Source organism: Arthrobacter paludis (assembly GCF_056782315.1).
Map to the genome: position 1 here is coordinate 115,068 of NZ_JBXAEW010000009.1, position 24,268 is coordinate 139,335.

Annotated in this window: 18 protein-coding genes and 1 riboswitch; of the genes, 13 read left to right on the forward strand and 5 right to left on the reverse strand. The window is 73.6% G+C overall.

What is annotated here, in order from left to right:
* Positions 1–41 precede the first annotated feature (41 nt).
* Positions 42–151: riboswitch (TPP riboswitch) on the forward strand.
* A complete protein-coding gene (thiC, locus tag AC1Q5D_RS09405; protein WP_481738332.1) occupies positions 148–1,872 on the forward strand; it encodes a phosphomethylpyrimidine synthase ThiC in 1,725 nt (574 codons plus the stop codon). Its footprint overlaps the riboswitch before it by 4 nt.
* Before the next feature lie 51 nt (positions 1,873–1,923).
* Here the strand turns inward: thiC and AC1Q5D_RS09410 are convergent, their stop codons facing one another.
* Positions 1,924–3,111 (reverse strand): PucR family transcriptional regulator, encoded by a 1,188-nt coding sequence (locus tag AC1Q5D_RS09410; RefSeq protein WP_481738333.1) that lies wholly within the window; start codon positions 3,109–3,111, stop codon positions 1,924–1,926.
* A gap of 93 nt (positions 3,112–3,204) precedes the next feature.
* On the opposite strand from AC1Q5D_RS09410, the gene AC1Q5D_RS09415 reads away from it, so the two are divergent.
* Together AC1Q5D_RS09415 and AC1Q5D_RS09420 are read left to right on the forward strand one after the other, a co-directional pair.
* Positions 3,205–4,269, forward strand: a complete 1,065-nt coding sequence (locus AC1Q5D_RS09415; protein ID WP_481738334.1) for a ferredoxin reductase — start codon at positions 3,205–3,207, stop codon at positions 4,267–4,269.
* A gap of 47 nt (positions 4,270–4,316) precedes the next feature.
* Positions 4,317–5,573 (forward strand): fatty acid desaturase family protein, encoded by a 1,257-nt coding sequence (locus AC1Q5D_RS09420; protein ID WP_481738335.1) that lies wholly within the window; start codon positions 4,317–4,319, stop codon positions 5,571–5,573.
* Positions 5,574–5,600: 27 nt separating this feature from the next.
* Here the strand turns inward: AC1Q5D_RS09420 and AC1Q5D_RS09425 are convergent, their stop codons facing one another.
* Positions 5,601–6,743 (reverse strand): glutamate--cysteine ligase, encoded by a 1,143-nt coding sequence (locus AC1Q5D_RS09425; protein ID WP_481738336.1) that lies wholly within the window; start codon positions 6,741–6,743, stop codon positions 5,601–5,603.
* A 513-nt stretch (positions 6,744–7,256) separates the two neighbouring features.
* Positions 7,257–8,255, reverse strand: a complete 999-nt coding sequence (locus AC1Q5D_RS09430; RefSeq protein ID WP_481738337.1) for an ABC transporter substrate-binding protein — start codon at positions 8,253–8,255, stop codon at positions 7,257–7,259.
* 136 nt (positions 8,256–8,391) lie between these two features.
* On the opposite strand from AC1Q5D_RS09430, the gene AC1Q5D_RS09435 reads away from it, so the two are divergent.
* The 3 genes from AC1Q5D_RS09435 (at position 8,392) to AC1Q5D_RS09445 (ending at position 13,272) form a co-directional block, all read left to right on the forward strand.
* The gene (locus AC1Q5D_RS09435; protein ID WP_481738338.1) at positions 8,392–9,423 is read left to right on the forward strand and encodes a FecCD family ABC transporter permease; all 1,032 of its coding nucleotides are present in this window, start codon (positions 8,392–8,394) and stop codon (positions 9,421–9,423) included.
* A complete protein-coding gene (locus AC1Q5D_RS09440) occupies positions 9,420–10,481 on the forward strand; it encodes a FecCD family ABC transporter permease (RefSeq protein WP_481738339.1) in 1,062 nt (353 codons plus the stop codon). The genes AC1Q5D_RS09435 and AC1Q5D_RS09440 overlap by 4 nt, the downstream gene beginning before the upstream one ends.
* Before the next feature lie 160 nt (positions 10,482–10,641).
* The gene (locus AC1Q5D_RS09445) at positions 10,642–13,272 is read left to right on the forward strand and encodes a helix-turn-helix transcriptional regulator (protein ID WP_481738340.1); all 2,631 of its coding nucleotides are present in this window, start codon (positions 10,642–10,644) and stop codon (positions 13,270–13,272) included.
* Between the two features lie 327 nt (positions 13,273–13,599).
* Here the strand turns inward: AC1Q5D_RS09445 and AC1Q5D_RS09450 are convergent, their stop codons facing one another.
* Positions 13,600–15,255 (reverse strand): sensor histidine kinase, encoded by a 1,656-nt coding sequence (locus AC1Q5D_RS09450; RefSeq protein WP_481738341.1) that lies wholly within the window; start codon positions 15,253–15,255, stop codon positions 13,600–13,602.
* A 346-nt stretch (positions 15,256–15,601) separates the two neighbouring features.
* On the opposite strand from AC1Q5D_RS09450, the gene AC1Q5D_RS09455 reads away from it, so the two are divergent.
* Positions 15,602–16,453, forward strand: a complete 852-nt coding sequence (locus tag AC1Q5D_RS09455) for an endonuclease domain-containing protein (RefSeq protein WP_481738342.1) — start codon at positions 15,602–15,604, stop codon at positions 16,451–16,453.
* A 403-nt stretch (positions 16,454–16,856) separates the two neighbouring features.
* Here the strand turns inward: AC1Q5D_RS09455 and AC1Q5D_RS09460 are convergent, their stop codons facing one another.
* Positions 16,857–18,104, reverse strand: a complete 1,248-nt coding sequence (locus AC1Q5D_RS09460; protein WP_481738343.1) for a class I SAM-dependent methyltransferase — start codon at positions 18,102–18,104, stop codon at positions 16,857–16,859.
* Positions 18,105–18,224: 120 nt separating this feature from the next.
* On the opposite strand from AC1Q5D_RS09460, the gene AC1Q5D_RS09465 reads away from it, so the two are divergent.
* From AC1Q5D_RS09465 to groL, 6 genes are all read left to right on the forward strand, one after another.
* Positions 18,225–18,578: a DUF6507 family protein gene (locus AC1Q5D_RS09465; protein WP_481738344.1), complete on the forward strand. Its 354-nt coding sequence runs from the start codon at positions 18,225–18,227 to the stop codon at positions 18,576–18,578.
* Positions 18,578–19,948 carry a hypothetical protein gene (locus AC1Q5D_RS09470; RefSeq protein ID WP_481738345.1) on the forward strand — a complete coding sequence of 457 codons (1,371 nt, stop codon included), beginning with the start codon at positions 18,578–18,580 and terminating at the stop codon, positions 19,946–19,948. Before AC1Q5D_RS09465 ends, AC1Q5D_RS09470 begins: the two co-directional genes overlap by 1 nt.
* A 38-nt stretch (positions 19,949–19,986) precedes the next feature.
* The gene (locus tag AC1Q5D_RS09475) at positions 19,987–20,487 is read left to right on the forward strand and encodes a hypothetical protein (protein ID WP_481738346.1); all 501 of its coding nucleotides are present in this window, start codon (positions 19,987–19,989) and stop codon (positions 20,485–20,487) included.
* Positions 20,484–21,839: a hypothetical protein gene (locus AC1Q5D_RS09480; protein ID WP_481738347.1), complete on the forward strand. Its 1,356-nt coding sequence runs from the start codon at positions 20,484–20,486 to the stop codon at positions 21,837–21,839. Before AC1Q5D_RS09475 ends, AC1Q5D_RS09480 begins: the two co-directional genes overlap by 4 nt.
* 232 nt (positions 21,840–22,071) lie before the next feature.
* Complete coding sequence (gene groES / locus AC1Q5D_RS09485; protein ID WP_481738348.1) at positions 22,072–22,368, forward strand: co-chaperone GroES; 297 nt, start codon at positions 22,072–22,074, stop codon at positions 22,366–22,368.
* A 63-nt stretch (positions 22,369–22,431) separates the two neighbouring features.
* A complete protein-coding gene (gene groL / locus AC1Q5D_RS09490; RefSeq protein WP_481738349.1) occupies positions 22,432–24,039 on the forward strand; it encodes a chaperonin GroEL in 1,608 nt (535 codons plus the stop codon).
* The last annotated feature ends 229 nt before the right edge of the window (positions 24,040–24,268 follow it).

Below are 24,268 nucleotides of genomic sequence, written 5' to 3' on the forward strand. Positions count from 1 at the left end.
CCGGCCATCCCGTGACGGGTGTCACGGGATGCTAGGGTCGATGGCGTCCACACGGGAGCCCCACTGCAGGGGCTGAGATCGGGCTGATGCAGCCTGCGACCGTCGAACCTGCCCGGGTCATGCCGGCGAAGGAAGAGGAACCCCATCATGAGCACATCCGCTCAGCACGCCATCGCGCACGCCCACGACCCGGAGCACGGCCTCCGCGTCCCCGTCACGGAGATCCGCCTGGGCGACAGCCCCGGCGGCGCGCCGAACCCCCCGCTGCGGGTCTACCGGACGGAGGGTCCGGGCAGCGACCCGACCGTCGGCCTGCCGCCCCTGCGGCGGGACTGGATCGAGGGCCGCGGCGACGTCGAGGAGTACCGGGGACGGGAGCGCAACCTGCTCGACGACGGCCGCTCGGCGCTCCGGCGCGGCCAGGCGTCCGAGGAATGGAAGGGCGAACGCCCGGTGCCGCTGCGCTCCCGCGCGGGCCGGACCGCGACCCAGATGCACTACGCGCGGGCCGGGGTCGTGACCGAGGAGATGCGCTTCGCGGCGCTGCGGGAGAACTGCGACCCCGAGCTGGTCCGCTCCGAGGTCGCCGCCGGCCGGGCCATCATCCCGGTGAACGTCAACCACCCGGAGTCCGAGCCGATGGTCATCGGCAAGGCGTTCCTCGTCAAGATCAACGCCAACATCGGCAACTCCGCGGTCACCAGCTCCATCGCCGAGGAGGTGGACAAGATGCAGTGGGCCACGCGGTGGGGCGCCGACACCGTCATGGACCTGTCGACGGGCGACGACATCCACACCACCCGCGAGTGGATCATCCGCAACTCCCCGGTGCCGATCGGGACCGTGCCCATCTACCAGGCCCTCGAGAAGGTCAACGGCGAGGCCAACGCGCTGACCTGGGAGATCTTCCGCGACACGGTGATCGAGCAGTGCGAACAGGGCGTGGACTACATGACCATCCACGCCGGGGTGCTCCTGCGCTACGTGCCGCTCACGGCGGACCGGGTCACGGGCATCGTCTCCCGGGGCGGCTCGATCATGGCCGGGTGGTGCCTGGCGCACCACCGGGAGAACTTCCTCTACACGCACTTCGACGAGCTGTGCGAGATCTTCGCCCGCTACGACGTCGCGTTCTCCCTCGGCGACGGGCTGCGGCCCGGCTCGATCGCGGACGCCAACGACGCCGCCCAGTTCGCGGAACTGGACACGCTCGCCGAGCTCACCGAGCGGGCCTGGGCCCACGACGTCCAGGTCATGGTGGAGGGGCCCGGCCACATCCCCCTGCACCTGGTCCGGGAGAACGTCGAGCGGCAGCAGGAGCTGTGCAAGGGGGCGCCCTTCTACACGCTCGGCCCCCTCGTCACCGACGTCGCCCCGGGCTACGACCACATCACGTCCGCGATCGGCGCCACGGAGATCGCCCGGTACGGCACCGCCATGCTCTGCTACGTCACGCCGAAGGAGCACCTCGGCCTGCCGAACAAGGACGACGTGAAGACCGGCGTCATCACGTACAAGATCGCCGCGCACGCCGCCGACGTCGCCAAGGGGCACCCGGGCGCGACGGCCCGGGATGACGCCCTGTCCAAGGCGCGCTTCGAGTTCCGCTGGCGCGACCAGTTCGCGCTGTCGCTGGACCCGGAGACGGCCGAGGCGTTCCACGACGAGACGCTGCCCGCCGAACCCGCCAAGACCGCGCACTTCTGCTCGATGTGCGGCCCGAAGTTCTGCTCGATGCGCATCTCCCAGGACATCCGGGACCAGTTCGGCGGGGCCGCGGAGCAGGAGGCGATCGCCGGCATGCGGGACAAGGCCGCCGAGTTCCGGGCGGCCGGCGGCAAGGTCTACCTGCCCGCGCCGACGGTCGTCTGACCGAACCGGACGGGGCCTGCGGCCGGCGCGCCCCGCGCCGGCCGCGGGCCGCTACGCGCGCCCGGCCCGCAGCGCGAGCTCCAGCTCGAACCGCGCCTGCGGGTCCTCCAGCGCGTCCCCGAACAGCTCGCGCAGCTGGGTGAGCCGGTAGCCGACCGTCTGCGCGTGGATGCCCAGCTCCTGCGCGACCGGCGCCCGCTGCCCCCAGTGCCGCAGCCACGAGAGCAGCGTCTCCGCGAGCCGCTCGCGCTGGGCCGGCCGCAGGTCCTCCAGCGGGGCCAGCCGGCGCGCGGCCAGCTCGGCCACCGCCGTCGGCTCCGCCCCCAGCACCAGGGCCGCCAGGTGGTCCGACGCCCACAACGGCGACTCGTCCGGCCCGTCCCCGGGCGGCGTGAGCGACGCGGCCAGGACGGCCAACCGCAGCGAGTCCGCGGTCCGCTCCCAGCCGACCCCGGGGCCGACCACCGCGCGCCGCCCCTCCAGGGCGCGGGCGAGCTCGGCCCGCGCCGTCACGGGGGAGAGCACGGGGACGACGGCGACGGCGTCGGACTCGCGCTCGACGACCAGGACCCGCTGGCCCAGCCGCAGCCGCAGCCCGCCGGCGCGCTCCAGGGGGACGACGACGACGGCGAGGCGCGCGGGCAGCACCCAGTCCGCGGTGGTGGCGGCCCGGCGCAGGGCGGGCTCGTCGGCCCGGCCGGCCAGCAGCAGCTCCAGCAGCTCGTGCCGGCGCCGGTCCAGCTCGCCGGCCCGCTCCGACTGCTCGAACGCGTACGCGGCGGCGCTGACCGCGGAGAGCTCGTCGATGTACGCGAAGATGGACTCGCCCAGCGTCGCCACCACCTCGGGGCCCAGGCCGCGCCGCATCGACGCGTCGGCGAACAGCCGGAACGTCACGCGGGCGCCCGTGCGGTACGCGGCGAGCAGGGCATCCATGCTCCGGCCCTGCCGGAACTCCCCGCTGCCGAGCCCGGCCACCAGCAGCTCCGTCTCGGAGGACAGGGCGGGCCGGCGGGTGCCGGGCAGCTCCAGGAACTGGGCCAGCGCGCCCGCCACGCCCCGGCGCAGCCCGCGGCCGAAGCGGCCCTCGATCGGCAGCGCGTAGGCTGGGACCACGTTGGGCACGGTGGCGATGATCGCCTCGACGACGTCCGGGACGACCGGGGCCAGGGCCGCGGGGATCTCCCGCGGCAGGGACAGCCACGGAGGCTCGTAGGCGGCGGACTGGTTCTGCGGCATGAGGCCCCCATTTGTTTCCCGGCGATAGTTTTCCCGACTCGATTGTAGGCCGGGCGCGGAGAAACCTGATCTGCGGGGCCATAGGGTGGGAACATGTTCTCCAAGCTGCGCCCGCTAGCCCACGCAGCATCCCTGTTCACCACCCCGCTCCGCGTCGAGGACTTCCTGTCACTCGTCAACCCGGTCTACTCGGCGCGGCAGCTGCGCGGGGTCGTGACCTCCGTGGTCGCCGAAACCCCCGACTCCGCCACGATCTCCTTCCGCCCCGGCCGCGGGTGGAACCCGCACGAGGCCGGCCAGTGGGCCCGCATCGGCGTCGAGGTCGACGGCGTGCGCCACTGGCGCTCCTACTCCCTCGCCACGGCCGCCGGGCGGGACCCGGCCATCACCGTCACCGACGTCGGCAGCGTCTCCCGCGCCCTCGTCCGGGACACGGCCCCCGGAGACGTCCTGTTCCTGGCCCCGCCGCAGGGTGACTTCACGCTCCCCGAGCACCCGCGCCGCCTGCTGATGCTCACCGCGGGCAGCGGCATCACGCCCGTCATGTCGATGGTCCGCACGCTGGTGCCGGCCCGCCCGGACGCGGACGTCGTCCTCATCCACTCCTCGCGCACCCCGGCGACCGCCCTGTTCCGCGAGGAGCTGCGCGAGCTGGCCGACCAGTTCCCCGGCCTGCGCGTCCACCACCACTACACCGCGGACGCCGGCCGCCTGGACCTGTCCACCCCGGACGCCGTCGCCGCCCTGTGCCCCGACTGGAGCGACCGCGCCGCCTACGCGTGCGGACCCGCCGGGTTCCTCGACGCCGCCGAGGCGCTGTGGGACGGCGCCGGCGGCCCCGGCGCTGGGCCGGGCCTGCGGATCGAGCGGTTCACGACCGAGCTGGCGGGGGCCGGGGGAGAGGGCGGCGCCGTCGACTTCGAGGCCTCCGACCGCCAGGCCGAGGCCGACGGGGCGACCCCGCTGCTCGACGCCGGCGAGGACGCCGGCGTCCTGATGCCCAGCGGCTGCCGCATGGGCATCTGCCACAGCTGCCTCGTTCCGCTGCGCTCCGGCCGCGTCCGCGACCTGCGCACGGGCGAGGTCCACGGCGAGCCGGGGGAGCTCGTCCAGACCTGCGTGTCCGCGGCGGCCGGCCCGGTCGCCCTCGATATTTGACGCGGCGCCTCCCGCCGCCACCGACTTTCCCCGACCTCAGGAGCCACATGACCACCACCTCGCACCGGCCGCGCCACACCCCGGGCGCCGACCAGGCCGGGCACGCCGCCGTCGCGTCCCACGACGCCCAGGGCCCGGACCGCGCCCGCGGAACCGCCGCCCCGGAGGAGGCCGGCTCCGCCGTCGTGCCCTCCAAGCCGCGCCCCGGCGCGCTCGCCGCGGCCGGGAGCCCCGGCGTGCGCCCGCCGGCCGCCGCCCACCTGAGCGACGAGCAGGTCGCCGAGCTCGGCCGCGAGCTGGACGCCGTCCGCGACGCCGTGCTGGCCCGGCGCGGGGCCGACGACGCCGCCTACATCCGCCGCGTCATCCGCCTCCAGCGCGGACTCGAGATCGCCGGGCGCGGCACCCTGGTCGCCGCCGGGCGCAACAAGTACGCGTGGGTGGCCGGGACCGCGATGCTGGCCGCGGCCAAGATCATCGAGAACATGGAGATCGGCCACAACGTCCTGCACGGGCAGTGGGACTGGATGCGCGACCCCGACATCCACTCCACCACCTGGGAGTGGGACTTCGTGACGCCGGCCCGGTCCTGGCAGCACACGCACAACGACCTGCACCACCGGTGGACCAACGTCGTCGGCAAGGACAACGACGTGGGCTACAACCTGCTGCGCATGGACCCGGACCAGCCGTGGAAGCCGGTCAACGTGCTCAACCCGGTGTTCAACGCGCTGCTGGCCCCCGTGTTCGAGTGGGGCATCGCGCTGTACGACCTCGAGCTCGAGGACGTCCGCAAGGGCAACAAGTCCAAGGCGGCGTTGGCGCGCGACCTCAAGGCGCTCGGGCTCAAGGCCGCCAAGCAGTTCGCCAAGGACTACGCCGCGACCCCGGCCGCCGCGCTGCTCACCGGTTCCGGGCGCGGCGCGCTGACCGGGACGCTGGCCGCGAACGCGGTGCGCAACGTGTGGGCGCACGCGGTGATCTTCTGCGGGCACTTCCCGGAGGGCGCCGAGACGTTCACCGAGGAGATGGTCGAGGGGGAGACCCGCGGCGACTGGTACGTGCGGCAGATGATTGGCTCGTCCAACATCTCCGGCTCGAAGTTCATGCACTTCATGACCGGGAACCTGTCCCACCAGGTGGAGCACCACCTGTTCCCGGACCTGCCGTCCAACCGGTACGCCGAGGTGGCGCCGAAGGTGCGGGACATCTGCGAACGCTACGGCCTGCCGTACAACACCGGCCCGCTGCCGAAGCAGGTCGCTTCCGCGTGGGGGAAGGTGTTCCGCCTGGCGCTGCCGTAGGGGCGGCCGGCGGGGGCGCGCCCCCGCCTACGCCGTGCGCATGCGGGCGATGTTGTCCTGCACCACGGCCCGCAGGTCCCCGTCGTGGGCTTTGGCGATGCGCCGCTGCCACTGGTAGCCGGCGCCGCCGCGCATGATCCGCTCGACGTCCGCCAGCTCGTCGGCGCAGCCGAGCTCCCTGGCGACCGGCTCGAGCCGGTTCAGCTCCTCCTCGAGCACGTCCGTCACCAGCGCCTCGTCGCCGGCGGCGTTGAGGATGATGATCGCCTCCATGCCGTAGCGGGCGGCCCGCCACTTGTTCTCCATCCGGAACCAGGGCGGCATGACCTCGATGGTCTTGCCGGCGTCGAGCTGGGCCGACATGTCGTGGACGAGGCACTGGGTCAGGGCGGCGATGGCGCCGATGTCCCGCAGGTTGCTCAGCCCGTCCGCGATGCGCATCTCGACGGTGCCGAGGCGGGGGACCGGGCGCACGTCCCAGCGGATCTCCGAGATGTCGTCGATGACGCCCACGTGCAGCATGTCCGCGACGTAGCGCTCGTAGTCGGACCACGTGGGGAAGTGGAAGGGGATGCCCGCAGCCGGCAGCTGCTGGAACATCAGGGCGCGGTGGCTCGCGTAGCCCGTGTCCTCGCCGGCCCAGAACGGGCTCGAGGCGGAGAGGGCCTGGAAGTGGGGCTGGTAGTTCACCAGGCCGTCGGTGATGGGCAGGGCCTTGGCGCAGCGGTCCAGGCCCACGTGCACGTGCACCCCGTAGATCACCATCTGCTGGCCCCACCACTGGGTGCGGTCGATCAGCTTGGCGTAGCGCTCCTTGTCCGTGACCGGCTGCAGGCGCGGGGTGGCGAACGGGTGCGATCCGGCGCAGTAGAGCTCAACGCCCAGCGGGTCGGTGACCTCGCGCAGGACCCCGAGGCTGCGGGCCAGCTGGTCCTTGGCCTCGGCGACGCTGCCGCAGACGTCGGTGACGATCTCCACCGTGTTCAGCAGCAGTTCCTGCTTCACGTGCGGGTGCTCGTCGTCCTCGTTCAGCTCCCCGTGGAGCAGGTTCACCCCGCGCAGGACCTCCTGGGCCACCGAGCGCAGGTCCCCGGTGTGCTGGTCTACCAGGGCGATCTCCCACTCGACGCCGAGGCTGGATTGCGCGGAGCGGGCGAAATCGATGGTCACTGCTGGCTCCCCGGGGTCGGCGGTGCGGACCCGGACAGTCTATCGACGCCCGCGCAGGTGGGAGGCCGGGGACGGAACGGGACGTCCCCGGGCTCCGCCACGGGCCGCGCGGGCTGCGCCGGAGGAGCCGCTCCGTGGCGCCGGGGTGCCGGGCGAGGTGGTGGGCCGCCGGGCGAGGCGATGGGCCGCCGGGCGAGGCGATGGGCCGCCGGGCGAGGCGGTCGGGGCGCCGGCCACAGCGCCGAATCGTTCGAAGTTGTTGCCGGCCGAGCCGGAATCGTTCCTAGATCGCCCGAATCGTTCTTAGGTCAACCGGGGTTTCGGGCCGTCTGGGCCGAATACCTCAGAACGGTTCGGGTTTTCCGGGATTAATTGAGAACGATCGGCTGCCGGGCAGCGGCAAGTGCGAACGATCTCCGGCGGGACGGCTTGTGGGGGTCCGGACGCGCGGGAGCCCGGGGACGGAACGGGACGTCCCCGGGCTCCTGGCCGGTGGGTGCGCGGTGCGCGGGCCTACTTCTCCAGGTGCGGGTCGACGCCGAAGTGCTCGGCGATCTGCGTGATCGCCTCGTTGGCGCCCTGGATGGAGACGGAGGCCAGGAAGACGTCGTCGTCGACCTCCACGATCTCGCCCTCGAGGCGGTCCCACAGCGGGTTGGACTCGAAGCGCTTCTGCTGGGCCACGGAGGCCTCGCCCTCGGAGCCGCCGGGGTTCCAGGTGGACTCCATGATGAACGTGGCGTCGGCCTTGAGGATCTGCTCGGCCGAGAGCGGCACGAAGATCGAGTCCTGCGTGTCCGGCTGGCCCTCGGGGCGCGGGATGCCCATATCGGCCATGATGTCGCCGGGGAACGAGTTGGAGGAGTACAGGCGGGCCGTGTCCTCGCCGACGAAGCGGAGCAGCGAGTAGGTGGCGTCAGGGTTCTTGGCCTTGATCTCGTCGCCGACGGCCTTGGCGCGGGCCTCGTAGTCCGCGACGAGCTGCTCGGCCTTCTCCTTCTCGCCGATCGCCTCGCCAAGGAGGACGACGTTCTCCTTCCAGGTCGGGCCGGTGGACTCGGAGAACACGGTCGGGGCGATCTTGTTCAGCTGGTCGTACATGGCGCCCTGGCGCACGTCGGCCGAGATGATCAGGTCGGGGTCGGCCTCGAGGACCTTCTCGAGGTTCGGCTCGGCGATGGTGCCGACGTTGACGGCCTCGTCCGTGTGCTCGGACACGTCGCCCAGGTACTCCGCGAACGGCTCGGCGCCCTGGCGGTACTCGGTGTAGGCAACGACCTCGGCGTCCAGCAGCAGGGCCGCGTCGACGTAGGAGGGGTCCAGCGCGGCGATGCGCACGGGCTTCTCCGGGATCTCCGTGGACCCCTTGAAGTGCTCGATGGTGCGGGGGAAGCCCTCGCCGGCGGCGGCGGACTCCTCGGAGCCGGCGCCGGTGCCGGCGCCGCACGCGGCGGCGGTGAGGACGACGGCGGAGGCGGCGGCCGCCGTCTGGAGGAAGCGGGTGATCTTCATGGGAGCCTCTCGAGAACGGTGCTTAGGCGAGCCTTACCTGACTCGCTCGGTAGACTCTAGCAAGCCCCGACAATTACGCACCGTCAACGTCGCGTAATGCGTCACGATCGACCCGCACCACCCACAAGGGAGCCCCATGGCCCACCCAGCCCCCGCCCCGGCCGCCGCCCGCCGCGCCGGCCCCGCGCGGGCGCGCTCCGCCGTCGTCCTGCTTCTCCTGCTCGGCGCGGCCGCGCTCGCCAGCATCGCCGTCGGCTCCGCGCCGTCCACGCTCGGCGAGGTCTGGCACGCCGTCCTCACGCCCACCGGCACCGTCATGGACGACACGATCCTGGGCCTGCGGGTGCCGCGCACGGTCACCGCCCTCGCCGCCGGCGCCGCGCTCGGCGTGGCCGGGACCATCACGCAGGGGCACACGCGCAACCCGATCGCGGAGCCCGGGCTGCTGGGCATCAACCAGGGCGCGGCGCTGGCCATCGTGGCGACGACGGCGGCGCTCGGTCCGCTGGCCGTCCCGGCGCAGGCCGGGCTCGCGTTCGCCGGGGCCCTGGCGGCGAGCGCGCTGGTCTTCGCCGTCGCCGGGGCCGGGCGCAAGGGCGCCTCCCCGACGACCCTGGTGCTCGTCGGCGCGGCCGTGACCGCCCTCTGCGCGGGGCTGGTCTCCGGCGTGGTGCTCATGAGCGAGGCCGCCCTGGAGACGCTGCGGTTCTGGCAGGTCGGTTCCGTCGCCGGGCGCAGCGGCGTCGTGGAGCAGCTGTGGCCGGCCCTGCTGGCCGGGGCGCTGCTGGCCTGGCTCAACGCGACCCAGCTCAATGCGCTCGCGCTCGGCGAGGACGCCGCGAACTCCCTCGGCGTCTCCACGGCGCGGGCCCGCGGCGTCGGCCTGGCCGCGCTGGTGCTGCTTGCCGGGTCCGCCGTCACCATGGCCGGACCGATCGCGTTCGCCGGGCTCGTGGTCCCGCACGCCGTGCGCTGGATGTTCGGGGCGGACTACCGCTGGCTGGTCCCGGCGTCCGCCGCCGCCGGGGGAGTGCTGCTGCTCGTGGCGGACACCCTGGGCCGGGTCGTCGCCCGCCCGGGGGAATTGGCCGTAGGCGTCGTCGTCGCGATCCTCGGCGCGCCCCTGTTCGTCCACATCGCCCGCCGCCGGAAGCTGGTCAAGCTGTGAGCGCGCCCGTGCGCCTGGTGCAGGGCACCCCCGCCCGCCGCCGCGCGGCCCGCGCCGGCGTGGTGGCCGGCGTGCTCGGCGCCGCCGTCGTCGTCTCCGCCGCCTGGCACATCGCCGTCGGCGGCACCCCGATCCCCACGCTCGACGTGCTCGCCACGCTCTTTGGCGCGGCCCCGGACCCGCGGACCGGGCTGGCCGTGCTCGAGTTCCGGGCCCCGCGCACGGCCTCCGCCGTCCTCGCCGGGCTGGCGCTCGGCGCCGCCGGCGCGCTGACCCAGACCGTCGCCCGCAACCCGCTGGCCAGCCCCGACATCCTCGGCATCACGTCCGGCGCGTCGTTCGGCGCGGTGGCGGTGCTCGCGCTCGCGGGGACCGCGGGCGGGATCTCCGGGGTGGCCGGCACGCTGGGCCTTCCCGCCGGCGCGGCCCTGAGCGGGTTCGCCACGGCGGCGGCCGTCTACCTGCTCACGTGGCGCAGCGGCCTGGAGTCGAACCGCGTGATCATCGTCGGGCTCGGGCTCTCGGGGCTGGCCATGGCCCTGACGAACTGGATGCTCACGCTGGGGGACGTGGTCAGCGCGGCGCAGGCCCTGACCTGGATGTCCGGGTCGATCAACGGCCGCGACTGGGACCAGGTGGTCGCGGTGCTGGTCCCCATCCTCGCCGGACTGGCGGCGGGGCTGCTGGCACGGCGGCAGCTGGGGATGGTTGCGCTGGACGAGGACACCGTGCTGGCGCTGGGCGTCCGGCCCAACGTGGTGCGGCTGGGCCTGCTTGCCGTGGCCACGCTGCTGGCGGTCGCGGCGACGGTGCTGGCCGGACCGGTCGCGTTCGTGGCGCTGGCCAGTCCGCAGATCGCCCGGCTGCTGGCCCGCTCCGTGCTGCCGCCGGTCGCCGCGTCCGCGCTGGTCGGGGCGCTGTTCGTGCTCCTGGCCGACCTCGCCGCGGCGAACCTGTTCCCGTCGCCGCTGCCCGCGGGGATCGCGACGGCGGTCATCGGCGCGCCGTACCTGGTGTTCCTCGTGCTGCGGCAGCAGCGGGTGCGCCGGCGGGCCTGAGCGGGCGGCCGGCGGGTTCGGCGCGCCTTTGTAGCGTGGTGTGCCTCGTCACATATGACGCGGGATCCCCCGAACATGACGCCGCGTTGCTACCGTAAGACAGCCCGGGGGAGTCGACAATTTGTTGACACGTGGCTATCTGGGGGAGAAGGTGAGGGGCGTGCGGCACCTGTTGGACCGCCTTCCCGACGTCCGCGCGCCGCTGTTGCCGCGGCCCGGGCTGATGGACGAGCTCGACGGCACCCACCGGCTCACGATCCTGCGCGCGCCCGCCGGGGCGGGCAAGACCACGCTGGTCGCGGACTGGGTCCGCAGCAGGGCGACCGCCGACTCGGACGTGCGCTACGCGTGGATCGACGCCGACGAGGAGGACCTCGACGCGGACGCCGTCCTCGACCGGCTCGGCCGCGACGCCGAGCCCGTCCCCACCGTGCTGGTCCTGGACCACGCGGGCCTGTGGGAGCGCAACCGCACCCGGGCCCTGCGCGTCACCCAGGAGATCGTGCCCGCCCTGCTCCTGCACGCGCCCTGGCTGCGGATGATCGTGCCGACCCGCTACCCGACCTCGCTCGAGCTCGGCGCCTCCGCCTTCCCGTTCCCGACGCTCGTGCTGGGCCCGGATGCGTTCCGGCTCGACGGCGAGGACGTCCGGCGGCTCGTCGTCGTGGCAGGGTTCCCCGACTCCGAGCTGCTCGCCCGGCGGCTGCAGGGGGCCGCCGAGGGGCTGATCGGCCTGGTCCGCCTCTACCTCGGCGCCTTCGACCCCGCCAACGCCGAGCACGTGGCCCGGGCCCTCCACGAGGAGGTCTGGCTGACCCTCGCGCGCCTGGTCCTGGGACGGGACTGGATCTTCCCGGAGACCGCCCCCGGCGGCGTCAAGGGCGAGACGGTCCTGCACGGGCTGGTCCTGCGCGCCATCGACGTCACCGGCTCCACGGACCCCGACGTCGTCTGCCGGCCCATCGTGGCCGGGCTCGGCGAACTCGGCGTGGACCCCGCCGACGTGCCGCGCGCCGTGGAGACCCTGCTGGCCCGCGGCGCGATCGACTTCTCCGCCGTCGCCGGGGACGTGCGCGCCAGCGCCGTGGGGGCCTGGGCCGGGGCTGGCTACCTGGCCGAGCGGCGCGTCGGGGTCGAGAACCTGCGCGTGCTGCGCCGGCTGGCCGGATGGGCCGTGGAGAACGCCGAGTTCGAGGCGGCCGCCCGCGCCGCCTTCCCCGTGCTCGGGCCGCGCGAGCTGGACACGTTCCTCTTCGAGCGGATCCGCGAGATCGAGGTCATGCGGCCCGAACGCTGGTGGGCGCTGCGCCGGCGGGTCGAACCGGGCACCGACGGCGCCGTCCTCGTGGACTACATGGATTTCATGGTCGACTGGTTCGACCGCGGGTTCACGGACTGGGACTCCGAGCGGCTCGCCCGCCTGTACGCGAGCGTCTCCGATCCGCAGACGGCGCGGGCCTGGCGCCGCGAGCCCGTCCGCCGCTGCGTGTTCGACGCCCTCGTCGCCGTCGTCGCCGGCTACTCCGGGGACACCCGGCGTTCGATCGAGACCGCCATGCGGGTGGCCCGGACGATCGCGGAGTTCGGCTCCGTCGCGCCCGCGGACCAGCCCAGCGTGGACGTGTCCGCGCTCGTGGCCGCCGAACTGCTGCTGCACGAGGACCACTTCGACGTCGCGACGGACCTGGTCCGGCGCGTCATGGAGCGTCCCGCCCGCTCGGCGACGGCGACGACCCGTTTCCGCGCCGCCTGCCTGAACGTGCTCGCCCTCGCCCTGGCCGGGGCGATGCCGGAGTGCCGGGCCGCGTTCGAGCAGGTCGTTGCCGCCGGGTGGCCGGAGGAGTGGCTGGACGGCGACCCCGGGACGGCGCTGCGGCTCGGCGAGGCCCTGCTGCTCACGGAGGAGGGGCGCGCCGTCGAGGGGGCGCGGGTCCTGGAGACCATCGGCACCGGGCGCACCGCGCGCATGCTGCGCCGGTCGGTGACCATGGCCACCCTCCTGTGCCGGGTCAGCGCCGTGCTGCAGGGCGACGGGAGACGGGAGCGGGCGCAGGCGCTCCTGGCGGCGACCGCGCAGGACCTGCGCTTCCCCCGGCCGGTCCAGCGGATAAACCTCGACGACGCCGACCGCCGCGCCGGGCTCGCGTTCGTGGCCCTCGCGGCCGGCGACCTCGCGCTCGCCGAGCGGTACGCCGTCGCGGACGCGCGCGGGGCCTTCGTCCAGCTCCTCATCGGGCTGCGGCTGAAGCTCCACCTCGGTACGGACACGCTCGACGACGTGGCCCGGCTCGTCTCGCAGACCAGCGACGCCTGGCCCCGGTGGGCCGCGAGCGCGCAACTGCTGGCGACCGTCGCGGCCGCCCGGCACGGCGACAGCGAGGAGGCCTGCAGGCTGGGCCTCCTGGCCGCGGCCCTGTGCCGCGAGCACGGGCTGGCCACCCCGTGGCTGATGCTCACCGAGTCGGACCTGGAGCTGCTGCGCGAATGCGCCCGGCGCGCCGGGAAGGCGATGCACGTGGACCCGACGGTGATGCCCAACGCGGCCGCGGTCCCCGCCGAGGCGGGCTCCGGCCCCGAGCCGGCACCGGAACTGAGCGAGCGCGAACTCGAGGTCCTCGCCGGCCTGACCCAGCACGAGCGGCTGCAGGACGTCGCCGACGCCCTGCACCTGTCGATCAACACCGTCAAGACCCACGTGAAGGGCATCTACCGCAAACTCGGGGTCTCCACCCGCTCGGAGGCGCTGGTCCGCGCCTCGGCGCGCGGTCTGGTCCCGCCGAGCAGCGGCTAGTCAGCCCCCGATTGACCCGGGTATTTGTCAGGGCGATGTGCATATCGGGTGACCCCGGCGGGTGAAATTCGGGTGAACATGCCACCATCGGCGGTCTGGAGCCAACCGAACGGGCAGTCTGGAGTGGTGCCGCCGTTCCCCCAACGGGCTGCACGACTTCCGGACCTTGGTCCCAGCCAGTCCCCCCGATAGGGCGGGACCTCGGTTTCCGGACTTGCCCGCGCGGCCGGTCCCCCCGACCGGGTAGCGCGGAAGACGAAGGCCGCGGCCGCGCGCTCTCCCCCGAACTGCGCCGCCGCGGCCTTCGTGCGTCCGGGGCCGGTCCGGCTAGGCCGGGAGTTCGACGCGGAACACCGCTCCGACCCCCGGCCGGCCCTCCACGCTGATCGTTCCGCCGTGGGCCTCCACGAGCTCCCGGGCGATCGGCAGCCCCAGGCCCGTGCCGGGGATGCCGGAGTGCTGGACGCGCTGCGTCCGGTAGAAGCGTTCGAAGAGGTGCCCGGCCTCGGCCGCGGTGAGCCCGTCGCCCGTGTCGGCCACGGCGATCGTGGCCCTGCCCGTGCCGTCGGGCCCGGCCACCGACACGGTCACGGTCCCGCCGTGCGAGGTGTACTTCACGGCGTTGGACACGAGGTTGTCCACGACCTGGCCCAGGCGTTCGGGGTCCCCGTGCAGGGGCAGGCGGTCCGGCCCCTCCAGCACCAGGTCGAGGCCGGCGGCCCCGGCGCCGGCCCGGAACGAGTCGACGCAGCCGCGGACCACCTCCATCAGGTCGATGTCCCGCCGGTGGAGCTCCATTCCACGGGCGGCCGTCAAGAGGTCGTTGACCAGCAGCAGCAGGCGGTTCGCGTTCCGGGCGGCGATCTGGGTGGCCTGGGCCGCCGACGGCGGGAGCCCCGGGGTCTCCGCCACCAGCTCCAGGTACCCGAGGATCGAGGTCAGCGGCGTCTTCAGCTCGTGGCTCACGCTGGCCAGGAACCGGTCCTTGGCCTGGTTCGCCTCGATCAGCTCCGTGACGTCCTTGAACACGACGACGGTCCCGTCGAACGCCCCGTCGGCGTCCGTGAGCCGGCGGGCCGAGACCGCCAGCCCGGTCTGCCGGCCCGGCGCGCCGATCCAGACCAGTTCGTCGGTGAACTCCTCGCCGCGCACGGCCCGGTAGACGGGACGGTCCTCCGCGGGGATCGGATCGGCCAGCGGTTCGCCCTGCCGGCCCGCGGGGAAGAGCAGCAGCTGCGACTCGTTCGGGTCGGCATTGCCCGTGGGCGCGCCGTGGAGGTGGTGGGTGCGCTGGTGGTCGTTCATCAGGAAGTCGTGCCCGTCCCGGTCCACGGCGACCACGCCGACGCTGGCCGCGTTGAGCACGGCGTCGACGAGGGCGCGCCGCGAGCTGGCCTCGGCCAGGGCCTCGCTGAGCCGGCGGTCCGAGGCCATCATGCTCTCCACGGCGACGTTCGCCGTCGCGGCCACGGCCAGCACGATCACGGCCTGCACCACCGGCCGGGCCAGGGTCTCCGCGTTCAGCTCCAGGCCCGCGTGCCAGTACCTGCCCCACCCGGTGGCGAGCGTCGCCGCGAAGCCTAGGACGACGGTCGTCCGCGGGTGCCTGGCCGACCACGCCATCCAAAACACCGGGATGACGGTCAGCATGGCCAGGCCGCTCAGGACCGGGTAGGCGCCCCCGGCCAGGAAGAAGATCGCCACCAGGTCCAGCAGGGGCAGGATCCAATACGAGCCGGTCGGGGTCCGCGCCCACGGCACGGCGGCCGCGGCCACCGTCAGCGCCGCGATGCCGAGGGCCCCGCCCACGAACCACGGGTCGGCCAGTGAGGGCCCGGGGGAGAACACGAGGGCCGTGGCGACGACGACCAGCGCCGCGACGGTCAGCGGCAATTGGCTGAGGAACACCTTCCGGCGCAGGGACAGATCGTCAAAGGGCTTGCCGCTCAGGAGCAGGTGGAACGTGCCCTGGGTGAGGGACATCTTCGGATCCTCCCTGTGTCTCTCGCATGGAGCGCGATCCCCGACAGGGCCGACGCGGCACGAATGGCCTCCTCGCCCGGCCCTGGCCAGTGGCTCTATCCAAGCACGGCCTGCGGGCTGTGGTGCAATACGCGCCATCGTCGCGGACCGTGCGCTGTTGGCGTTGGGCGGGTGCCTGTGGATAGCGCCAGCGGGTCCGGTGCCGTCCAAGCATCCTTAAGCCATGGTGAGGATGGAGGGCCGCCCCGGAAGGCCGCGGCGGCGGCGCGTTGGCCCGACGGCGTTCGCGGCCTCGGATGCGCTCCGCCTGGGGATGGACCCGGCTCTCTGCGGGGACTCTGACCTCATGGTGCCCAGTCGCGGGGTGCGGATGGTGTCGGACGCGGCCGTCGATCCCCTCGACGTCTACCGGGCCTTCGGCGCACTCGACCCGGACACCTGCGTCAGCCACACGAGCGCGGCCCACGCGTGGGGCATCTGGCTGCCGGCGAGGATCCACCCCGGGTTCCCGGTCCACCTCACGCGGCAGAAGGACCGTGGCACCACTCCGGTGCGACGGCGGGTCGTCGGGCACCGAGCGCCCTTCCGCCCGGGCGACAGGCGCGAGGCAGGAGGCATCCGGCTGCTGTCGCCGGCGTGGACCTGGACGGACCTGGCCGCATCGGGCCTCTCGCTCGAGGAGCTTGTCGCCGCGGGGGATGCCCTGCTCCAGCGTCCGGATGGTCCACCGAGACCGGACTCCGTCGTCGGCCGAAATCCGCTGGCGAGCCTCGGTGAGATGCGCGATGTGGTCGAGCACCGCGCGGGCATCGCCCGTATCGGCGTGCTGCGCGAGGCGCTGGGTCTTGTCCGGGCCCGGGTGGACTCGTGGCCCGAGTCGATGCTTCGCCAGTTCATCGTGGCCGCAGGGTTCCCCGAGCCCGAGGTCAACGTTCCGGTGGCCTTGGCGGACGGGAGGACGGTCGTGCCCGATTTGCAATACCGCGGCCTGCGGATCGCCATCCAGTACGAGGGGCGGCACCACGGCACCGAGGACCAATTGGGGCGGGACATCCGCCGTGACTTCTCGTTCGAGGGGATCGGCTGGATCACGGTCAGGGCCGATCGGACGATCTTCGCCGCGACGGGCCTGGAGGCATTCCTCGATCGGCTGGAACACGCGCTCAATCGCCGCCGGGCCGAGGGCCTCGCCGCCTGATGGGCGGAGCTCGAGTCCTCGCCACCTTCTTCGCCGCAACCTCGCGGCCCGGCAGCCCGGCGGGCCCTGCGGACGGATCGTTCGTAGGTAGCGTCCTGATTCCAGAATCCTTCTTAGATATCCAGTGCATCTGGGCCTTCTGGAGGGATGACCTTCGAACGATTCCCGAAAGCCGCCGACAACTGAGACCGATTCCTTCGTATCGCCAACAAGTGCGAACGATCGGGACTTCGGCCGGGCGTCGGGTGGTCGAGGAAGGGCGGGAGGGGGCCGTGGGGCAGACATGATCTGCTGGAGCGGCCTTGCCGCTGCGCGGGAGTGGACCGGCAAGATGCCCCGCGTGGCAGGGGCTGGTGGGCTCAGTAGACCGAATTGATATCCCGCGTGGAAGGGGCCGCCGGGCTCAGTGGACCGGCTCGACCTCGACCGCGACCCGGGTCTCGCCGACGCGGGTCAGCACCAGGGTGGCCTTGCCCCGGGCCTTCTTCCCGGTCCCGGCGAGCAGGATGCGGCGCAGCTCGTCCGGGGCGACGTCCATCCCGCGCTTCTTGATGTCCAGCACGCCGATGCCGTTTGCCTTCACCCAGGCCTTGAGCGCCTTCACGTTGTAGGGGTGCACGCGCAGGATCCGGAACGCCCGGGCGAACGGCGTCTCGACGGCCTCCGGGGCGCAGAAGTACGCGATGTGCGGGTCGATCAGGTGACCGCCGACCCGCTCCAGGGCGTCGGCGACCAGGCCGGCGCGGATGACCGCGCCATCGGGCTCGTACAGGTACCCCTCGATTCCGCCGACCGGGACGTCCCCGCGCGCGGCGGCCCCGGCGTCGTACTCCTCCGCGCTGGCCAGCTCCGCGGAGGCGCCCCCGCGCACCACCAGCGCGGCCCGGCGGACGTCCGGCCGCGCGAGCGGCCCGAACCACAGCGCCGCCTCGGTGACGTCGCCGTCGACGGAGACCCATTGGGCCTCGCACCCGGCGGGCACCGACTCGTGCGGGATGCCGGGGCCGAGCTTCACGCCCACGGGCATGCCGGAGTCGGCGAGCGCCTCGACGAAGGACAGGGGCGGGCTGAACGCCTCGGGGTCGAAGATCCGCGACGTGCCCGAGGTCGTGGTGGTGCGCCGGGCCGGGTCGAGCCAGACCGCGTCGAAGCCGGTGGTGTCGAACGTGGTGGCGTCCCCGTGCACGACGCGCGCGTTCGGCCACGGCATGAGGTTCACGGTCGCCGCGGCCGCCGTCGTCTCGTCGAGCTCGACGGCGGTGACGTCCAGCTCGAGGGCGGCCATGGCCATGGCGTCGGAGCCGAGGCCGCAGCCGAGGTCCGCGACCCGGCCCAGCCCGGCCGCGCGGAAGCGCCGCGCGTGCAGGGCCGCGACGGACACCCGGGAGGCCTGCTCCAGCCCGGCCCGCGTGAGGACCATGTGCGCGGCGAACGGGCCCAGCTTCGCGGCGGCCAGGGCGCGCAGGCGCGCCTGGTGGACGACGGCGGTGGCCAGGTCGGCCGGGTGCCCCTCCTTGCGCAGCCGCAGGTTCAGCGCGAGCGCGGCGTCCTCGGTCGCGGCGGCGTCCGGGCCCAGGGAGTTCAGGAGCGTGAAGCCCTCCGGGGTCAGGACGGCGGACAGGTCTTCGGTCGCGGGCGCGGGGGAGGGCATGGTCCCCAGCGTACGGCCTGCCGGGCATGGGAAGTTCTCCCCATCGTGCCCGGCCGGCGGTGACACTAGCCTTGGTACGTACGGAGAGCGCCGGCGACGGCGGGGGAGGGAAGGACAAGCATGGGGCTGGCGGACTACGACCTGTCGCCGGAGGGCCTGCGCGGCGTCAAGACGAAGGTCGAGGGCCAGGCCGACGACCTTCCCGGCCGGCGCAACAGCCTTTCCGACTCCCTCGACGCGTGCGTTGCCGCGTCGAAGATGCCGCAGGTGGCCACCGCGCTCACCGGGTTCTGGAACGGGCTGCTCGCCCTTCAGGCGGAGGCCGCGGAGACCCGGATCGGCAACGCCTGCACGACCCTGGGCGACGTCGCCACGGCCTACCTCAACGGGGACGCCGAGATGATGGGCGACGCGCAGGCCGCCGCCGTCGCCGTCCCCGAGCTCGAGATCGACGACGCGAAGGCGGTCCGCTGATGGCTTTCAACACCGAGGCGCTCTCCGGCTGGCCGAGCCCCACCGAACTGCGCACCTCCGGCGAGGACCTGGAATCCAGGGGCAAGAAGTACCACGAGGCCGTGGGCGAGGCCGTCAACGAGTGGGCGTCCGTGGCGACGCACTACCGGGAGGGCGCGGGCCGCGAGCAGATCATGGGGGCCATGGGCCTGCCCCTGGCGCACGGGACCGCGATCGAGGTCGCGGCGTCGAACGTCAAGGGGCACCTGGACGCGTTCGCCGACGACGTCGAGGCGCTCGAGACCCGCCGCACGGCGATCCAGGCGCGGATCTCCACGTTCCACGCCAACGCCTCCTCCGGCGACGAGACGCGCAGGAACCCGGAGTTCGGCTACGGCTCCCAGGCCGAGATCCAGGGCAGGATCGACGCGATCGAGGAGGACCTCATCGCGGCGGCAGACCGCTGCGCGAAGGCGATCAACAACGTCGACGTCACCGACCCGGACTTCGTCCAGGCGATCACCTCCAAGGAGTCCGGCATCGCCTCCGGGGTCCTCGCTGCCGGGCTGTCGCTGAGCCAGTTCGAGGACGTCACCGTCACCCGGACCACCACGACCACCATGGCGTTCGCGGAGTGGAAGCGCACCACGATCTGGGTGCCGAGCCGGGTCATCACGACGCCGGAGGGCCGGTTCATCTCCATGGTGGCCCTGGTCCAGGAGGAGGTGCGGGTCACGCGGCTCACGGCCACGCACACGCAGAGCTGGCTGGAGCGCCAGTGGCTGAACACCAGGCCCGAGGTCAACGAGTACTTCTACCGCAACTCCGCGAAGTACCGGGCCTGGGTGGACGCCAACCCGGACCGCTGGATCCCGCCGAGCCAGAACAGGCCGGCCTGGTGGCGCGCGGACCAGCACCTGAAGAACACATGGGACGACATCCTCGACTCCAAGGGCTGGACGCGCTTCGCCAAGGGCGCCGGCCCCGTGCTGACGCTCGTCACGGCCGGCCTGACGTACAAGGCGGAGTACGACAAGGCCTACGCCGACCTCGTCAAGGAGCACCCGGACTGGACCGAGGACCGGATCCACAACCGGGCCGTGTACGAGTCGGGCGTCAAGGGCACGACGAAGGTCGGCCTCGACATCGCGGCCGGCCTGACCGGCGCGGCCATCGGCACGGCGATCGGCGGGCCGGTCGGCACCGTCGTCGGCTTCGGCATCGGCATCGGCGTGTCCTGGGTCCTGGACGCCACGGGCGGGAAGGACGCGATCGCCGACGGCGCCCTGTGGCTCGCCGACGGGGCCGCGGACCTGGCCGGGGAGGCCGGCGAGGCCCTGGAGGACCTGGGCGGGGCCGTCTCCGACGGCTGGGACGCCCTGTTCGGCTAGACTCCACGCGATTCGCGCACCCCAACGAAAGGACGCCCGTGTCCCCTCTGCTCGCGGCCCTCATCGCCCTCGCGATCGGCCTGGCGCTGGTCGTGTCCGGCATCCAGGCCTACCGGGGCCGGTACGTCTCGTGGCTCGCCCTGCAGCGGTTCTTCCCGGGCTGGCCGGGGCTCGCCGGGCTGTACCTGGGCCTCGCGTTCACCACCCTCGGCCTGGCCATGGTGGGGCGCGCCGCGGCGGGGGAGGAGGCGGGCGCCCTGGCGGGGCTCGCCGCGCTGGTCGCGTTCCCGTGCCTGGTCGTGGGCCTCATTGGCATGTTCTGGCTGCCCTCGTTCCTGCTGCCCCAGTGGGTCAAGGACACGCGCGGGGAGATCCGCCGCGGCGAGGACCCGCTGAGCCAGGCCATGAAGCCGGGCGGGCACCTGCATGGGCGCCTCGGCGTCCCGCGCCACCTCTGGCCGGAGAACCAGCCCGGCGGCCGGCCCGGCCCGGACGGCGACGCCGCCGGCGGGGCGCGCCGCCCGGGGGAGCGGCCGTGAGCCCGCGCCTGCCCGGCGCGCCGCTTCCCGGCGGCCGCGGCCCGTGCCTGCCCGAGGGGTGGACGACGGCGGAGGCCGGCCCGGTCCGCCTGCCCGTGCCCGGCGACTGGGAGCGCGTCCCCGCCGCGGGCGCCCTGCTGGCCGTTGCGCACCCCCAGATGCCGCACGGCCAGTTCCGCCCCAACCTCGTGGTCCGCGAGTCCGCCCACGCCGGGTCCCTGCCCGCCGTCGCCACGTTCGCCCTCGCCTCCTCCCGCGAAACGCTGTCGGACTGCCACCTGATCGCGCACGACGAGACCGTCCTCGACGGCGTCGAGGCCCGCCGCCAGCGGCTCGCGTACGCCGGCGGGGGGTTCAGCCTCGTCGTCGACCGCTACCTGGCCGTCCGCGACGGGCGCGCCCTCGAGATCACGGGCACGGCCCCGGTCGAGATGTCCTACGACCTGCTCGAGGCCTTCTCCGCCATGGCGGGCGGGGTGCAGTGGGCGCCGCCGTCGTCCCCCGCCGAGGCGCCCGTGCCCTCCGGCGCCCGCGAGCCCCGCCACGACCCCTGGCTCACGGAGCTCGCCGGGCACCCCGTCGAGGACCTCTCCCGCCTGCCGGCCGCCCAGCCCCACCGCGGCGAGGGCCCGTTCGTCTCGCCCGCCACGGCCGACTTCCTGCGCGACCAGGCGCACCGCTCCCGGCTCGGCCGCTTCGACCTGACCGGCCACGGGACCGCGGTCGCCGAGCTCACCGCCGCCGGCCTGCTCTTCGACGACGGCCGCTTCGCCCCGGCGCTGGAGGTCATGCTCAAGGCCTGGCGCTCGCCCGACTTCACGCTCCGCGTCGGCGCGCGGCACGCCGGCCGCGACTCGACCCTGTCCGTGCACGCGGGCGACGGGCGGGCGGTCGTGCTCGCGGGGCCCTCGGCGCCCGAGCTCGTCCACGGCAACGCCCCGCACGGCCCCGTCCCGCCCGGGATGCTCCGCCTCGACCTCGCCCCGCTGCCCGGCGTCCCGGCGCTCGTCGCCTCGTGGGCGGGGCTCGGGCCGGCGTGGTCGGTCGCCGGGTCCGCGCGGCTGGGGCCGGGCCGGCTCGCCGCCGGCCTCGACGGCGACCGGGAGGCGCCCGGGGACTCCGGCCCCGCGGTGCGCCGGCTGTTCGCGCAGCCGTGGTTCGGGTGGAGCCTGTCGATCGACGGCACGCCCTTCCGGCGCAGCTGGCTCAACGCGGGCGCGGCGGGCCACTACGCGGTGGGCGCGGAGGACGACGGCGGCGCCACCCTCGAGCCCGTGGCCTCCGCGCAGGTCTGGGACGTGCTCGTGCAGGAGATCGGCGCCGCGACCCTCGGGCGCCCGGCCGCGGGGTAGGGCCCTCCGCCGGGGGCCGGCCGCGGCCGGGGCGCCGCCGTCGTCCCTTCGTGCCGCCACGCTTTGGCACTCTGCTTGACCGAGTGCCAACCACCTCATAAAGTCTGTCTTGGCACTCGGCCCCGCCGGGTGCTAAAGCCCGAGGCACTTGCCAGCCGGCACCCGCGACGACGGTTGGCACGGCACCCGACGGCCCCGAAACCATAGGTACTGACGCAAAGGAGAGCACCGCATGTCGGTCTCCATCAAGCCCCTCGAGGATCGCATCGTTGTCCAGCAGCTCGAGGCCGAGCAGACCACGGCCTCCGGCCTGGTCATCCCCGACACCGCCAAGGAGAAGCCCCAGGAGGGCAAGGTCGTGGCGGTGGGCCCGGGCCGCGTCGACGACAACGGCAACCGCGTTCCGGTCGACGTGAACGAGGGCGACGTGGTCATCTACTCCAAGTACGGTGGCACCGAGGTCAAGGTCGGCAGCGACGAGTACCTGGTGCTGTCCGCCCGCGACGTGCTGGCCGTCGTCGTCAAGTAGTTTCCCGTGCGTGGAGCCCCGGCCGCCTGAGCCGGGGCTCCGCCACTTGTGGCAAGGAGCATCATGGCTAAGCAGCTGATTTTCAACGACGACGCCCGCAAGGCGCTCGAGGCGGGCATCAACAAGCTCGCCGACACCGTCAAGGTCACCCTCGGCCCCCGCGGCCGCAACGTGGTCCTGGACAAGAAGTGGGGCGCCCCCACGATCACCAACGACGGCGTGACGATCGCCCGCGAGGTCGAGCTCGACGACCCGTACGAGAACCTGGGCGCCCAGCTCGCCAAGGAGGTCGCCACCAAGACCAACGACGTCGCCGGCGACGGCACCACCACCGCCACCGTGCTGGCCCAGGCCCTGGTCAAGGAGGGCCTGCGCAACGTGGCTGCCGGCGCCGCCCCGGGCGAGATCAAGCGCGGCATCGAGATCGCCACCGAGGCCATCGCGGCCCGCCTGCTGGAGAACGCTCGCCCGGTCGAGGGCGAGGACGTCGCCAACGTGGCCACCATCTCCGCGCAGAACGAGGAGGTCGGGCAGCTCCTGGCCGAGGCGTTCTCCAAGGTGGGCCAGGACGGCGTCATCACCATCGAGGAGTCGAACACGACCTCCACCGAGATGGTCGTGACCGAGGGCATGCAGTTCGACAAGGGCTACCTGTCCCCGCACTTCGTCACCGACGCGGAGCGCCAGGAGGCCGTCCTCGAGGACGCGCAGATCCTGATCAACCAGGGCAAGATCTCCTCCGTGCAGGACTTCCTGCCGCTGCTGGAGAAGGCGCTGCAGGCCGGCAAGCCGCTGTTCATCATCGCCGAGGACGTCGACGGCGAGGCCCTGTCCACGCTGGTCGTCAACAAGCTGCGCGGCACGCTGAACGTCGTGGCCGTCAAGGCCCCGGGCTTCGGCGACCGCCGCAAGGCGATGCTGCAGGACCTGGCGATCCTCACCGGCGCGACCGTCGTGTCCCAGGACCTGGGCCTGAAGCTGGACCAGGTCGGCACCGAGGTGCTGGGCTCCGCCCGCCGCATCACGGTCACGAAGGACAACACCACGATCGTCGACGGCGCGGGCGCCCAGTCCGACGTCGACGACCGGATCTCGCAGCTCAAGGCCGAGGTGGAGCGCACCGACTCCGACTGGGACCGCGAGAAGCTGCAGGAGCGCCTGGCGAAGCTGGCCGGCGGCGTGGGCGTCATCCGCGTCGGCGCCGCGACCGAGGTGGAGCTCAAGGAGCGCAAGCACCGCATCGAGGACGCCGTCTCCGCGACGCGCGCCGCGATGGAGGAGGGCATCGTCGCCGGCGGCGGCGCCGCCCTGGTCGACGCGCTCGCCGCGCTGGACACCGACGCGGAGGTGGCGAAGCTCGAGGGCGACGCCGCGGCCGCCGTCGGCATCGTCCGCCGCGCCCTGGTGCAGCCGCTGCGCTGGATCGCGCAGAACGCCGGCTGGGACGGCTACGTCGTCGCGGCCCGCGTGGCCGAGTCCCCGGCCAACCACGGGTTCAACGCCAAGACCGGCGTGTACGAGGACCTGCTGGCCGCCGGCATCATCGACCCGGTCAAGGTCACGCGCTCGGCGCTGCGCAACGCGGCCTCGATCGCGTCCCTGGTGCTGACCACCGAGACCCTGGTCGCCGAGAAGCCGGCCGAGGACGAGGAGGCCGGCCACAGCCACTAGGCTGCGGACCGACCGACCGCAGCCCCCGGGCTGCACCGACCGGCGGCGCCGGGCCCCTTCGCGGGGTCCGGCGCCGCCGGCGTTTAACGCCCCGGGCGCAGGCGGGGTGGGGAAGTGCGGCCCTGCGGGCGGGGTGGGGGAGTGCGGCCCAGGGGACGGGGCGGGGCCGCTGGTAGGATGGAGGGCTTGGGTGGGCCGATCCCGCCGCCGGGGGACAGGAAAGGACCAG